The organism is Ferrovibrio sp. (assembly GCF_046297895.1).
GTDB lineage: Bacteria > Pseudomonadota > Alphaproteobacteria > Ferrovibrionales > Ferrovibrionaceae > Ferrovibrio.
Genome location: NZ_JBKBHC010000004.1, coordinates 73,258 through 86,192 on the forward strand (window position 1 = coordinate 73,258; position 12,935 = coordinate 86,192).

General features: G+C 62.2%; 13 protein-coding genes. 12 read left to right on the forward strand and 1 reads right to left on the reverse strand.

Annotated features, from left to right (window positions below):
• Positions 1 to 2: 2 nt before the first annotated feature.
• The 7 genes from ACK4FK_RS07425 (at position 3) to ACK4FK_RS07455 (ending at position 6,329) form a co-directional block, all read left to right on the forward strand.
• A complete protein-coding gene (locus ACK4FK_RS07425) occupies positions 3 to 572 on the forward strand; it encodes a DUF4440 domain-containing protein (RefSeq protein WP_409743290.1) in 570 nt (189 codons plus the stop codon).
• Positions 573 to 718: 146 nt separating this feature from the next.
• Positions 719 to 1,954, forward strand: coding sequence for a Zn-dependent hydrolase (locus ACK4FK_RS07430; RefSeq protein WP_409743293.1), 1,236 nt, complete (start codon positions 719 to 721; stop codon positions 1,952 to 1,954).
• Complete coding sequence (locus ACK4FK_RS07435; protein ID WP_409743295.1) at positions 1,951 to 2,466, forward strand: ureidoglycolate lyase; 516 nt, start codon at positions 1,951 to 1,953, stop codon at positions 2,464 to 2,466. The genes ACK4FK_RS07430 and ACK4FK_RS07435 overlap by 4 nt, the downstream gene beginning before the upstream one ends.
• Positions 2,467 to 2,553: 87 nt before the next feature.
• Positions 2,554 to 3,765, forward strand: coding sequence for a diaminopropionate ammonia-lyase (locus tag ACK4FK_RS07440; RefSeq protein ID WP_409743297.1), 1,212 nt, complete (start codon positions 2,554 to 2,556; stop codon positions 3,763 to 3,765).
• 10 nt (positions 3,766 to 3,775) lie between these two features.
• Positions 3,776 to 4,702 (forward strand): N-carbamoyl-D-amino-acid hydrolase, encoded by a 927-nt coding sequence (locus tag ACK4FK_RS07445; RefSeq protein ID WP_409743300.1) that lies wholly within the window; start codon positions 3,776 to 3,778, stop codon positions 4,700 to 4,702.
• Between the two features lie 41 nt (positions 4,703 to 4,743).
• Positions 4,744 to 4,917 (forward strand): hypothetical protein, encoded by a 174-nt coding sequence (locus tag ACK4FK_RS07450; protein ID WP_409743302.1) that lies wholly within the window; start codon positions 4,744 to 4,746, stop codon positions 4,915 to 4,917.
• Positions 4,914 to 6,329, forward strand: a complete 1,416-nt coding sequence (locus tag ACK4FK_RS07455; protein WP_409743304.1) for an amidase — start codon at positions 4,914 to 4,916, stop codon at positions 6,327 to 6,329. The genes ACK4FK_RS07450 and ACK4FK_RS07455 overlap by 4 nt, the downstream gene beginning before the upstream one ends.
• Here ACK4FK_RS07455 and ACK4FK_RS07460 read toward each other — a convergent pair.
• Positions 6,326 to 7,063, reverse strand: a complete 738-nt coding sequence (locus ACK4FK_RS07460) for an aspartate/glutamate racemase family protein (RefSeq protein ID WP_409743307.1) — start codon at positions 7,061 to 7,063, stop codon at positions 6,326 to 6,328. The genes ACK4FK_RS07455 and ACK4FK_RS07460 overlap by 4 nt on opposite strands.
• 235 nt (positions 7,064 to 7,298) lie before the next feature.
• Between ACK4FK_RS07460 and ACK4FK_RS07465 the strand changes: the two genes are divergently transcribed.
• Genes ACK4FK_RS07465 through ACK4FK_RS07485 form a run of 5 tightly spaced genes read left to right on the forward strand, consistent with a single transcriptional unit; the run spans position 7,299 to position 12,868 of the window.
• The gene (locus ACK4FK_RS07465) at positions 7,299 to 8,909 is read left to right on the forward strand and encodes an ABC transporter substrate-binding protein (protein WP_409743309.1); all 1,611 of its coding nucleotides are present in this window, start codon (positions 7,299 to 7,301) and stop codon (positions 8,907 to 8,909) included.
• Between the two features lie 58 nt (positions 8,910 to 8,967).
• Entirely contained in the window at positions 8,968 to 9,921 is a 954-nt protein-coding gene (locus tag ACK4FK_RS07470; RefSeq protein ID WP_409743312.1) for an ABC transporter permease, read from the forward strand.
• Positions 9,922 to 9,924: 3 nt separating this feature from the next.
• Complete coding sequence (locus ACK4FK_RS07475) at positions 9,925 to 10,818, forward strand: ABC transporter permease (RefSeq protein WP_409743315.1); 894 nt, start codon at positions 9,925 to 9,927, stop codon at positions 10,816 to 10,818.
• Between the two features lie 8 nt (positions 10,819 to 10,826).
• The gene (locus tag ACK4FK_RS07480; protein ID WP_409743317.1) at positions 10,827 to 11,885 is read left to right on the forward strand and encodes an ABC transporter ATP-binding protein; all 1,059 of its coding nucleotides are present in this window, start codon (positions 10,827 to 10,829) and stop codon (positions 11,883 to 11,885) included.
• Positions 11,885 to 12,868 carry an ABC transporter ATP-binding protein gene (locus ACK4FK_RS07485; protein ID WP_409743320.1) on the forward strand — a complete coding sequence of 328 codons (984 nt, stop codon included), beginning with the start codon at positions 11,885 to 11,887 and terminating at the stop codon, positions 12,866 to 12,868. Before ACK4FK_RS07480 ends, ACK4FK_RS07485 begins: the two co-directional genes overlap by 1 nt.
• Positions 12,869 to 12,935: the final 67 nt, after the last annotated feature.

The following is a 12,935-nucleotide window of genomic DNA, read 5'->3' on the forward strand; positions in this document are numbered from 1 at the left end:
CCATGCCGGTGATCCGCGTAACCCTGATCGAAGGCTATGACGAAGCGGTGCGCGACCGCCTGCTCGAAGGCTACAGCGCAGTGACGCGAACGGTTCTGGACGCGGTGCCGGATGGCATCACTGCTGTGGTTGACGAAGTGAAGGCCAGCAATTATCGGCGCGGCAACCAGCGCAAATCACCCAAAGCCCCGCCGCCGGCTCCGGAGCATATCGTACGCGATTACCTCGCAGCGATGGAGCGCCGCGATATCGCCGCCGCCAAGGCGATGCTGGCGGCCGGCTTTACCATGGTTTTTCCGGGCGGCGCGCGATTCACGCAGCTGGAAGACCTGGTCGAATGGGCGAAGCCGCGCTATCGCTGGATCGGCAAGGACTATGAACGTTTCGATACCGTGCCCGGAATGGATCATGCAGTGGTCTATTGTCATGGCACGCTGAAGGGTGAATGGCCGGATGGAGCGCCTTTCTCAGGCATCCGCTTCATCGACCGGTTCACGGTGCGTGGCGGCCTGCTGGTCGATCAAATGGTATGGAACGATCTCAGCGTAGCCATGCCGGTCGCCTCGTCATGACCTTAATGCCTGCCTAGTGTGCAGGCATGTGCATAACGTTGATGCAGATATGTCGCCGGCCGCCAGCTTGACCGGACGATAGCGACAATCCTAGGCTCGGCAGTCACCCCGGAATCCCAGACCGGATGGATTGCAGGAGCATGCCAATGGCGAACGAGCATAACATCAGGATCAATCAGGACCGCCTCTGGGAAAGCCTGATGGAAATGGCCAGGATCGGCGCTACCCCCAAGGGGGGCTGCGCCCGTCTGGCTCTCACCGATCTCGACAAGCAGGGCCGGGATCTGTTCGTGCGCTGGTGCCGGGAGGCCGGCTGCAGTATCAGCGTCGATCGCATGGGGAACATCTTCGCCCGGCGCCCGGGGCGCAATAACAGCCTGCCGCCCGTTGTGACGGGCAGCCATCTGGACACACAGCCAACCGGCGGCAAATTCGATGGCGTATATGGCGTGCTGGCCGGCCTGGAAGTGATACGGACCTTAAACGATTACAACTTCGAAACCGAGGCGCCCATCGAGGTTTCGGTTTGGACCAACGAGGAGGGCTCGCGCTTTGCTCCGGCGATGGTGGCTTCGGGGGTGTTTGCCGGTGTGTTCACTGAGGAATACGGCCACAGCCGCAGCGATCTCGATGGCAAGACCATCGGCGAGGAGTTGAAGCGCATCGGCTATTTCGGCGATCAGCCGGTGGGGGGGCGCAGGTTCAAAGCCTTCTTCGAGGCCCATATCGAACAGGGGCCGATCCTGGAGGCAGAGAAAAAGACCATTGGCGTTGTGCAGGGAATCCAGGGCATGCGCTGGTTCGAGGTCACCGTCACCGGCATGGAAAGTCATGCCGGCACAACGCCGATGCCGCGTCGCAAGGATGCCATGCTGGGCTGCGCGCGTATCGTCGAGCGCATATACCAGATTGCGATGGATCATAAGCCCGGCGTTTCCACTGTTGGCCTGGTGCAGGTGAGTCCCAATTCTCGCAATACGATTCCGGGCACGGTTTTCTTCACGGTCGACCTGCGGCATCCACAGGATGATGAGCTTACGAAGATGGCCTCGGCATTGCACGAGGCCTGTGCGGAAATCTGCGGTGCGCTAGGACTGGCCTATGAATGCAAGGAGATCTGGAATTCTCCGGCGATCCACTATGACAAGGACTGTATCGCTGCCGTGCGGCAGTCGGCCGAAGAGTCCGGCTATGCCTATCGGGACATTGTTTCGGGCGCTGGTCACGATGCCGGTTATATCAACCGGGTGGCGCCGGCGGCCATGGTCTTCGTACCCTGCGCCGATGGTGTCAGTCACAACGAGGTGGAATCCGCGCTGCCGGAAGACCTCGCCGCCGGTTGCAATGTATTGCTGCGCGCCATGCTGAAGCAGGCAGCGTGACGCAGGCATTGGCTGATCATCGTATCGTTGCACGCCGCCTGGCGGCCGAAGCCTTTGCGCCTTTTGGCCATGTGCTGGCCGTGCCCGATTGTGCCGGACGATGGTATTATGGCGACCTGATCGAGAACCGTCGGCCGGCGGCGCGGCTCGATCTCTCGTTCACTGGCGTAGATTTTGGCGTCATGCCATTGCGGTTGCGGCTGTTCGAACGCCATGCCTATTCCGCTCAGGCCTTCGTGCCGCTGGATGTTTCCCGCTATCTCGTCACCGTCTGTCCCGACGATGGTTCGGGGCGGCCAGATGTCATGCAGGCCGTCAGCTTCATCGCGGGCCCGGATCAGGCGGTGGTTTACGCTGCAGGCACCTGGCACCACCCTATGGTAGCGTTGGACCGGCAAGGACGGTTTGCCATTATCATGTGGGCGATGGGTGATGACAGCGACGAGTATCTGGTGCCGTTGGAAACGCCTGAGAGATTGACGGTTGTCGGTCACGATTTGCATGGCGATTAAGCAGCACTGCTCCGGCTGCCAATCGGGGCGGGCCTTATCTTTGGCAAGCATTTTGCTTGGCTGTCACGTAAATCAGTCGAGAGAGTCATGTCCGTGCTGTTGACCCTGAACCGCTTTGCCGCCCATGCCGTCGCTTATCCCGACGATCTGAAACCTATCCAGTCTCACGCGGCACAACGGCAGGCGACAGCCGAGATAACGAACTGGCCGGGTTATGCGGTCACGCCGCTACGTGCTTTGCCGGCGCTGGCCGCCGCCCATGGCCTGGCAGGTATCCATTACAAGGACGAGGGCAGCCGGTTTGGCCTTGGCAGCTTCAAGGCGCTCGGCGGCGCCTATGCCGTGTTTCGTCTCCTGCAAAGGCAGATCGCCGCAAAGACAGGGCGGCCCTCCGGCCAGATCACCAGCGCCGACCTGCTTTCGGGCCGTTATGCCACCCTTGTGCGCGACATCACGGTAACCTGTGCCACCGATGGCAATCATGGCCGTTCGGTGGCCTGGGGCGCGTCGCTGTTCGGCTGCAGCTGTGTCATCTACATCCATGCCCTGGTTTCGGAGGGGCGGCGGGCCGCTATTGCCGCCTATGGCGCCGATGTGGTGCGTCTGCCGGGCAACTACGACGACTCCGTCCGTCAGGCCCAGGCCGACGCGGAGCGGCTGGGCCGCTTCGTGGTTTCCGATACCTCCTACGCGGGATACCTAGATGTGCCGCGCGACGTGATGCAGGGCTATTCCGTGATGGTGGCCGAGACTCTGTCGCAGATGGCACAGCCCCCGACCCATGTTTTCGTGCAGGGCGGTGTTGGCGGTCTGGCCGCGGCGGTGCTGGCCTATTACTGGGAGATGCTGGGTAGAGACCGCCCCGTCTTCGTTGTGGTCGAACCCGATCGAGCCGATTGCCTGCGCCGCAGCGCCGAAGCCGGGCATCGCGTTACGGTGCAAGGCGATCTGGATACCATGATGGCCGGTCTCGCCTGCGGAGAAGTATCTGAAATCGCCTGGCCGATCCTGCAGCACGGTGCCAATGCCTTCATGGCCATCAGCGACGATCTTGCCATGGCGATGATGCGGCAACTGGCGACGCCGCGCCGCGGCGATCCGCCGGTGGTGGCCGGGGAATCCGCCGTTGCAGGCCTGGCCGGCGCGTTGGCTGCCCTGGCCGATCCGGCAATGGCGGCAAAACTTGGCCTGAACGGGCAGTCCCGCCTGCTGGTGTTCGGTACCGAAGGCGCCACGGATCCCGAGCTATACGAGCGCATCGTCGGCCGCCCGGCGGCGACGGTGGCGCAGGCTGCCTGAGGAAATCGCGATGGCCAGATTGATCACCGTTGCCGCGGCCCAGCTTGGCCCAATCGCCCGCAACGACAGCCGTTCCCGCGTGGTCGAGCGGTTGATTGCGCATCTGCGCGAATCGAAGCGTATGGGTTGCGATCTGGTAGTGTTTCCCGAGCTGGCGCTCACCACGTTCTTTCCGCGCTGGTACATGACCGATCAGGCGGAAATCGACAGTTTCTTCGAGCGCAGCATGCCTGGGCCGGAAACGCAGCCGCTATTCGACGAAGCTCGACGGCTTGGTCTTGGATTCTATCTCGGCTATGCCGAACTGACGCCCGAGGGAAGGCATTTCAATACCTCGATTCTGGTCGATGGGGATGGGCTGATCGTCGGAAAGTATCGCAAGGTGCATCTCCCGGGGCATCGCGAACACGAACCCAGCCGGCGCTTCCAACATCTTGAAAAGCGCTATTTCGACCCCAGCGACACGGGTTTCAGGGTTTGGCGCGCATTCAACGGCATCCTCGGCATGGCAATCTGCAACGATCGCCGCTGGTCCGAGACCTATCGCGTCATGGGCCTGCAGGGTGTTGAAATGATTATGCTGGGCTACAACACGCCGGTGCACAATCCACCGGCCCCAGATCACGACGACCTGTCCCTGTTCCATAACCAGCTGGTGATGCAGGCCGGTGCCTACCAGAATGGCTGCTGGGTGGTGGGTGTCGCCAAGGCTGGCAGCGAGGAAGGCGTACCGATGATCGGCGGCAGCCAGATCATTGCCCCGTCAGGCGTCACCGTGGCGGCGACGCGCGGCGACGGCGATGAACTGGCCGTGGCCTGCTGCGACCTCGATGCCTGTGCCAGCTACAAAAACACAACTTTCAACTTTGCGGTCCATCGCATGCCGCAGCATTATGGCCTGATCGTCGAGCGCAAGGGAGCCGAGCCGCCGCCATGAAACCGCCGAAAACCGCCCTGCCGCCGCCGTTGGTCGCGGCCATGTTTGCCGAGGCCGGCGTCGTCCTGCGCCCCGGCCGTCCTGAAACGGTCAGTTCGACCCTCGGGCCGGGCGTGGCCGCTTTTCGCGCCGTGGCCCGCAAGCTCGCTTTTGAACGCGAACCGGGCCTCTTTCCGGCTGCGGAAACGGCAAAGAAGAAAGCGATGCGGCGATGAGCAAGGTAATGGATCCGACCACGCTGGGCCTGGCCGACGCGGCGCGCGCGATTGCGTCGGGCCGAGCGACGTCGCAGTCACTGACCGAGGCCTGCCTTGTCCGCATTGCCGAATGGCAGCCGCGTGTGAATGCCTTCATCGTCCTGGAGGCCGAGGCAGCATTGAAGGCAGCAAAGGCGATAGACCGCGCGCGCAAGCGCGGTGCAAGGCTGGGGCGACTGGCCGGCGTGCCGCTGGCACACAAGGACATGTATTATCGCGCTGGACGCGAAACGAGTTGCGGATCGGCGATCCGGCGGCATTGGAAGGCCGAGGAAACGGCCACCGCACTGCAACGGCTGGATGAAGCCGGTGCTGTTGACCTTGGTCGTCTCAACATGGCCGAGTTCGCTTTCGGGCCTACTGGCCACAATTATCACTACGGCCACGCCCGCAACCCTTGGAACACCGATCGCATCACTGGCGGATCGTCCAGCGGTTCGGCGGCAGCGGTGGCGGCGCGCATGGTGTTTGGCGCATTGGGGTCGGATACTGGCGGTTCCATCCGCCAGCCGTCGCATTACTGTGGCCTGGTCGGCATGAAGCCGACCTGGGGCCGCGTCAGCAGGGCGGCCGCCATGCCGCTCAGCTATTCGCTCGATACCGTTGGGCCGATGACCACGCGGGTCGAGGACAATGCGCTTCTGCTGGAGCTGCTGGCAGGTGCGGACCCGCGCGATCCCACTGCCAGCAGCCGGCCAGTGGGACGCTATGTTGCCGCCGCACGTTCGGGGGCGGTGCGCGGTCTCAAGCTGGCGGTGCCGCGCCGCTATTTCTGGGACCGGCTGAATAAGCCCAGCGGAGAATGCCTGGAGCAGGCCTTAAAGGTTTTTGCCAGACTTGGCGTAAAGATCGTGGAGATGACGCCACCGGACATGGACGCGGTGACAGCGGCAGCCAATGTGCTGGTCTCGGCCGAAGCAGCGGCGCTGCACGGCAACTGGTTGCGCACACGGCCCAATCTCTATAGCGACCAGGTGCGGGCGAGGCTTGAAAACGGGCTGGCCCTCAGCGCCGTGGATTACATCGACGCCCAGCGCTGGCGCAGCGAAGCGGTTGCGGGCTTCCTCGCGGCGATGAATGGTGCCGATGCGGTCTTCGCGCCTGTGGCCGACCGGCCGGCGCCCACTATTGATGAAACCGACGTTGCGGGCAAACCGGAAGCCGCCAAAGTGATCGCCACGCTTACCCGGCTGACCCGGCCGATCAATTATCTCGGCCTGCCGGGATTGACCGTGCCGGCCGGCTTCGTGCGCGGGGGGCTGCCGGTCGGCTTCCAACTGATCGGAAAGCCCTTCGACGAAGAAATGCTGTATCGTCTGGCGGGTGCTTACGAAGCGGCCACGCGGCTGTACGAACGCAGGCCGGACTAAAGCTCACGAGCCAGTAGATCGGTGAGGGCAGGCGACAGGCCGGCGGTCGTCATCGCCAATGGTCTGGCATTGGTCTTGATGCCCCCACGCGCATCGAAGGCGGCTTCCGCAGACTGGATGGCCGGCGTCAGACCGTCGATCACCGGTACGGGCAGGCGACTGGCAACACGTTCCACCATGCCGACCATGCCAGCCCCGCCGAGGACCACCAGTTCGGCGCCGTCTTCCTTGATTGCGGCCTGACAGGCGGCAAGGATGCCGGCTTCGGCGCCAGCCGGGTCGGCTGCGATCTGGCCGCCATTGCTTGCCAGCGTGCGCACGCTGGCAAGCTGTGGGCCGATCCCGATCATGTCCGCATATTCGCGCAGCATCGGTTTCCAGGCCGCGCCACCGGTAACGATGGAAAACCGCAGCGCCATCTGTGCGGCACGGCGGCAGCCGGCCTCGGCCATGCCGATCACTGGCACGTCAGCCACCTCCTGCAGGGCCTGCAGGCCCGGATCGCCAAAACACGCCAGCACCACGGCATCCGCAGCGCCGCCATGCTCGGCATAGGCATCAAGCGCGGCGTGACCGGCAATGGCATAGGCGCTGCGGCTGGCGATCACCTCGGCACCGAAGCGCCCGGTCGCGCCGCTGATCCGGGTGCCGGGGCGTGCAATGCCGCGCGCAGCGGTCACCAAACGCTCGGTCATTGCGACGCTGGTATTGGCGTTGAGCAGCAGAAGATGCATCCGACCCCCCGATTGACTTCCCATCTTACTGATCGATTCCGCCGTCATATGCAATCCGGGCACCGGCAGACAGTCGATTCGCAGCATCGCGAAGGGAGTGCATAAAACTCAGGCAGAACTGCCTCACAGCAGGCAGATGCCGCAAACAGATCATTCGTTCACATTGAATCCACGCACTTAGCATCTGGCATGGACCTTGCGTTGTCTGCCGCAACGTCAAAAACAGGGTGAAGCCATGGCCTCCAAGACGATATCTCCGAAATTGCTTTCGCTGTTGACTGCCGCCGCCTTCAGCGTCAGTGCCGGAACTGCGCTGGCCCAGGGCACCTTGCGCATCGGCATGACGGCATCTGACATCCCCTTGACCACCGGCCAGACCGACAATGGCGGCGAGGGCATGCGCTTCATGGGTTATACGGTCTACGATTCCCTGATCAACTGGGACCTCAGCAAAGCCGACAAGCCATCCGACCTGACGCCTGGCCTGGCGAAAAGCTGGGGCGTGGATGCGGCCGACAAGACCAAGTGGACATTCAATCTGCGCGAAGGGGTCAAATTCCATGACGGCAGCGAATGGACTGCCGAGGTGGCAGTATGGAATTTCGAGAAGCTGCTGAACAAGGACGCACCACAATTCGATCCGCGTCAGTCGGCTCAGGGCCGCTCGCGCATACCCGCCGTTGCCAGCTATAAGGCGGTGGACAAATACACGCTGGAGATCATCACCAAATCGCCCGACGCTACGCTGCCTTATCAGTTGGCCTGGATCATGTTTTCCTCCAAGGCACAGTGGGAAAAGTTGAAGAGTTGGGATGAATTCGCCAAGACGCCCTCGGGGACGGGCCCTTGGAAGCTGGCGGCCTTCGTGCCACGCGAACGGGCGGAGCTGGTGCCGAATCCCGACTACTGGGACAAGGCTCGGGTACCAAAGCTGGACAAGATGGTTCTGATGCCGTTGCCTGAACCCAATGCCCGCGTCGCCGCGCTGCGTTCGGGGCAGGTGGATTGGATTGAGGCCCCGGCGCCCGACACCATTTCCTCCCTCAAAAATAGCGGCTTCACCATAGTCACCAATGCCTATCCGCATAACTGGACTTGGCATCTCTCGCGTGCCGAGGGTTCGCCCTGGAACGACATCCGGGTGCGGAAAGCGGCGAATCTGGCGGTTGACCGTGAAGGCATGAAGGAGTTGCTGAGCGGCATGATGATTCCGGCAACCGGCTTTTTCCCGCCCGGTCACCAGTGGTTCGGCAACCCCGGTTTCAAGGTGAAATACGATCCGGCCGAAGCCAAAAAACTGATGAAGGAAGCTGGTTACGGTCCTGACAAGCCGCTGAAGACGAAAGTGCTGATCTCGCCGTCGGGTTCTGGCCAGATGCTGCCTTTGCCGATGAACGAGTTCGTCCAGCAGAGCCTGGCGGAAATCGGCCTGCAGGTCGACTTCGAAGTCGTGGAATGGAATACCCTGATCAATATCTGGCGTGCCGGCTCCAAGCATGAAAGTTCGCGTGGCGGTACGGCGATGAACTACAGCTACTTCATCCAGGACCCATTCACCGGGGTGGTTCGCCATCTGCAGTGCAATCTGGCGCCGCCGGCCGGTACAAATTGGGGGCATTACTGCGACCCGGAGATGGACAAGCTGTTCGACGAGGTGCGCACCACTTTTGATGCATCGGCTCAGACCAAGGTGATGCAGAAGATCCACGAAAAGTATGTCGACGATGCCTTGTTCCTGATGATCACGCATGACGTCAATCCGCGTGCGATGACGGCCAAGGTGAAAGGCTTTGTCCAGGCGCAGAACTGGTTCCAGGATTTCTCGCCGATCACGATGGCCAAGTAAGCGTGAAGCCGGCCGACCCTGGTGAGCAGGGTCGGCCATTTTATCAGTCAGGCCCATCATGCTGCTCTACGCTCTCAAGCGCCTGCTCTATGTGCTGCCTGTCGCCTTCGGCGTCAGCATCGTTTGTTTCCTGCTGGTGCATCTGACCCCCGGCGATCCTCTGACAGCGGTATTGCCGGTCGATGCTTCGGCTGAATTGCAGGCCCAGATGCGGGCGATCTACGGCTTCGACAAGCCGTTGCCGGTGCAGTACGTGATCTGGCTCGGCAAAGTACTGACCGGCGATCTGGGTACGTCGATCGCCAGCGGCCGTGCCGTGCTGACCGAAGTTTCCCGTGCGGTCGGCAATACGCTGATCCTGGCCGCCATGGCCACGATGATCGGCTTCTTTTTCGGCTGCCTGTTCGGCTTCATAGCCGGCTATTATCGGGGTTCCGCGATAGACCGTATTGCATCGGCCCTGTCGGTTCTGGGCGTGAGCGTGCCTCACTACTGGCTCGGCATGGTGTTGGTAATCATTTTTTCCGTGCAGTTTAACTGGTTGCCGTCAACAGGAGCCGGTCCGGGTGGGTCGGCCGACTGGGCCTGGGACTGGGCGCATATCCGCCATCTGATCCTGCCCGCCATCACCATGTCGGTGATTCCAATGGGAGTGATCGCGCGCACGATCCGGGCCCTGGTGGCTGAGATACTTTCGCAGGACTTCGTTCAGGCCTTGGCCGCAAAGGGCATGACCGATCGCGGCATTTTCGCCCATGTGGTGAAAAATACCGCGCCTACGGCCCTGGCGGTAATGGGCCTGCAGCTTGGCTATCTGCTTGGCGGTTCGATCCTGATCGAGACGGTGTTTGCATGGCCGGGGACGGGCTTCCTGCTGAATGCCGCGATTTTCCAGCGCGACCTGCCGCTGCTGCAGGGAACCATTCTTGTGCTGGCCATGTTCTTCGTGATGCTCAATCTTATGGTCGATGTGCTTCAGACGGCGCTCGATCCACGCATTCAGCGGAGCTGATCCATGGCAGTGGGAATCATGGACAGCAAGGCAGCAACGGTGGTGCCGATCCAGGTTTCGGAGGGCTACTGGCGTGGTGTGGCGCGTCGCCTTGGCCGCGACCCCGTTGCCATGGTGGCATTGGCTATCATCGTTGGACTCGTTTTGATGGCAATATTTGCGCCGTATCTGGCGCCGGCCGATCCAATCAAGGGCTCGATGTTGCGTCGTCTGCGCCCGGTTGGCACGCCGGGTTTTCCGTTGGGGGCCGACGAACTGGGGCGCGATATGCTGTCACGCCTGATTTTCGGCGCGCGGCTCTCCCTGTTCATGGGCGTCACGCCTGTTTTGATGGCATTCGCTATAGGTTCTGCGCTGGGCATATTCGCCGGGTATGTCGGTGGTGCACTCAATACGGCGATTATGCGCACGATTGATGTGTTTTACGCCTTCCCCTCTGTTCTGTTGGCGGTAGCGTTGTCGGGTGCCCTGGGCGCGGGTCTGACCAATGCGCTGGTCTCCCTGACCATCGTGTTCATCCCGCCGATCACCCGCGTTGCGGAAAGCGTGACCACGCAGATACGCAACCGCGATTATGTCGAGGCGGCACGCGCCAGCGGCGCCGGTGGCTTCACGATCGTGCGGGTGCATGTGCTGGGCAATGTACTCAGCCCTATCTTCGTATATTCCACCAGCCTGATCTCGGTTTCGATGATCCTGGCGTCCGGTCTCAGTTTTCTGGGTCTCGGCGTGCGCCCGCCTGAGCCGGAATGGGGCCTTATGCTGAACACCCTGCGCACGGCGATCTATGTCAATCCTCTGGTTGCGGCATTGCCAGGCATGATGATCTTCATCACCTCGATTTCCTTCAACCTGTTCTCCGATGGCCTGCGTACGGCCATGGATGTGCGGACCTGAGAGGGGGCATGAACGCTTCGCTGCATGATGCCTTGCATGATCCACGCGACCGCGGTGGACCGCGTCAACCGTTGCTGTCGGTGAATGGACTGGTCAAGCATTTCCCTGTCAGCAAGGGTCTGCTCGGTCGCGGCAAGAGCGTAGTGCGCGCCGTCGATGGCGTGGATTTCGACCTGTTGAAAGGCGAAACCCTGGGGATCGTCGGGGAGTCGGGCTGTGGCAAATCCACCACCGCGCGGCTGTTGATGCATCTGATTCCACCCGATCATGGCGGAATTGTTTTCGACGGCGAAAGCGTTGGACGCGACCTTGCGCTGGGCGATTACCGCCGCCAGGTGCAAATGGTCTTCCAGGATAGTTATGCCTCGCTCAACCCGCGCCTTACCATAGAGGAATCGATCGCCTTTGCGCCGCGCGTGCATGGCGTGCCGAAACGCGAGGCGCTTGGCCGGGCCCATGATCTGCTCGCTCGCGTCGGTCTGGAGCCACATCGCTTTGCGGGGCGCTATCCGCATGAACTCTCCGGTGGCCAGCGCCAGCGGATCAACATCGCCCGCGCACTGGCGCTTGAACCGCGCCTGGTGATCCTGGACGAGGCCGTGTCCGCGCTTGACAAATCGGTCGAGGCGCAGGTGCTCAACCTGTTGCTTGATCTCAAAGAGGCCTTCGGGCTCACCTATATATTCATCTCCCACGACCTCAATGTGGTGCGGTTCATCTCTGATCGCGTCATGGTAATGTATCTCGGCAGGGTGGCTGAGATCGGCTCTGCCGATCAGGTCTTCGACAATCCGGGTCACCCGTATACTGCGGCATTGCTCAATTCCATGCCGGCGATGGATCCGGATGCGCGCACGGAGACGGCGCCGCTATACGGCGACCCGCCCAACCCGATCGATCCGCCGTCTGGTTGCCGCTTCCACACGCGCTGCGCCCATGCCGCGCCACTATGCGGTCGGCTTGAACCGGCCTTGGCCGATACCGATGCTGGGCAGAGAGTGGCCTGCCTCATGCGCCAGGCCGGCTCCGGTCATCCGTCTGCCATGCCGGCGTTGGAGGTGGCCTGATGCAGGATTCCGCGCCGATGATCGAATTGCGCGACCTGACGGTTACCTTCACCGGTGGACGAAAACCAGTGCATGCCGTCAATGGCGTCTCACTGTCGGTACAGCGGGGTGAGGTTCTGGCGCTGCTCGGCGAGTCAGGGTCGGGCAAGAGTGTCACGCTGCGGTCCCTGCTGCGTCTGCACCCGGAAAAGCGTACCAGAATAGAAGGTCGCATCATGGCTGCTGGCCAGGATGTGATGGCATTGTCTGGCCGGGCACTGGCAGATTTCCGCGGCAAGTCCGTATCGATGATTTTCCAGGAGCCGCTGCTAGCGCTCGACCCGGTCTATACCGTGGGGGCGCAGATCGTTGAGACGATCCGACGGCATGAGAAGGTTTCCCCCACCCAGGCGCAGGCGCGGGCTCTCGCCCTGCTGCAGAGAGTCCGGATACCGTCGCCCGAACGTCGCTTGCAGGCCTTTCCGCATGAGATGTCGGGTGGCATGCGCCAGCGCGCGATGATCGCACTGGCGCTGGCCTGTAATCCGCAGATCCTGCTGGCCGACGAGCCGACCACGGCGCTGGATGCTACCGTGCAGATCCAGATACTGCTGCTGCTGCGCGAATTGCAGCGCGAACTGGGCCTTACCGTAATCCTGGTCACCCATGATATCGGCGTGGCAGTGGAAGTGGCCGACCGCGTGGCCGTAATGTATGCCGGTCGCATCGTGGAGACGGGGCCGGTTCGCGAAATCATCCGCAATCCGCGCCACCCCTATACCCAGGGCCTGCTGGCCTCGCGCGCCCATGGTGCCATGACGGCCGCCCGGCTGGACGCCATTCCCGGAGCCCCGCCGGATCTTGCCGATCTGCAGCTAGGCTGCGCTTTCGCGCCGCGCTGCCGCCATGCGGTTCCCGCCTGTCTGCAGTCGCTGCCGGCTGTGCAGGACATATCCGCAGATCATTGGATGCGCTGCCTGCAGAACGAAACTATTGCGGCCTGACTATGCCAGTTCCGTTGGCTCCCGCCCGGCTCTGGTCCGCTGCCTGTCAGACAGGCTAGTCTTGCCG

Bases quoted from the DNA above. Each gene is read 5' to 3' on its own strand.
- ACK4FK_RS07425 (WP_409743290.1), top strand. From the start codon at position 3: ATGCCGGTGATCCGCGTAACCCTGATCGAAGGCTATGACGAAGCGGTG.
- ACK4FK_RS07430 (WP_409743293.1), top strand. From the start codon at position 719: ATGGCGAACGAGCATAACATCAGGATCAATCAGGACCGCCTCTGGGAA.
- ACK4FK_RS07440 (WP_409743297.1), top strand. From the start codon at position 2,554: ATGTCCGTGCTGTTGACCCTGAACCGCTTTGCCGCCCATGCCGTCGCT.
- ACK4FK_RS07445 (WP_409743300.1), top strand. From the start codon at position 3,776: ATGGCCAGATTGATCACCGTTGCCGCGGCCCAGCTTGGCCCAATCGCC.
- ACK4FK_RS07450 (WP_409743302.1), top strand. From the start codon at position 4,744: ATGTTTGCCGAGGCCGGCGTCGTCCTGCGCCCCGGCCGTCCTGAAACG.
- ACK4FK_RS07455 (WP_409743304.1), top strand. From the start codon at position 4,914: ATGAGCAAGGTAATGGATCCGACCACGCTGGGCCTGGCCGACGCGGCG.
- ACK4FK_RS07460 (WP_409743307.1), bottom strand. From the start codon at position 7,063: ATGCATCTTCTGCTGCTCAACGCCAATACCAGCGTCGCAATGACCGAG.
- ACK4FK_RS07465 (WP_409743309.1), top strand. From the start codon at position 7,299: ATGGCCTCCAAGACGATATCTCCGAAATTGCTTTCGCTGTTGACTGCC.
- ACK4FK_RS07470 (WP_409743312.1), top strand. From the start codon at position 8,968: ATGCTGCTCTACGCTCTCAAGCGCCTGCTCTATGTGCTGCCTGTCGCC.
- ACK4FK_RS07475 (WP_409743315.1), top strand. From the start codon at position 9,925: ATGGCAGTGGGAATCATGGACAGCAAGGCAGCAACGGTGGTGCCGATC.
- ACK4FK_RS07480 (WP_409743317.1), top strand. From the start codon at position 10,827: ATGAACGCTTCGCTGCATGATGCCTTGCATGATCCACGCGACCGCGGT.
- ACK4FK_RS07485 (WP_409743320.1), top strand. From the start codon at position 11,885: ATGCAGGATTCCGCGCCGATGATCGAATTGCGCGACCTGACGGTTACC.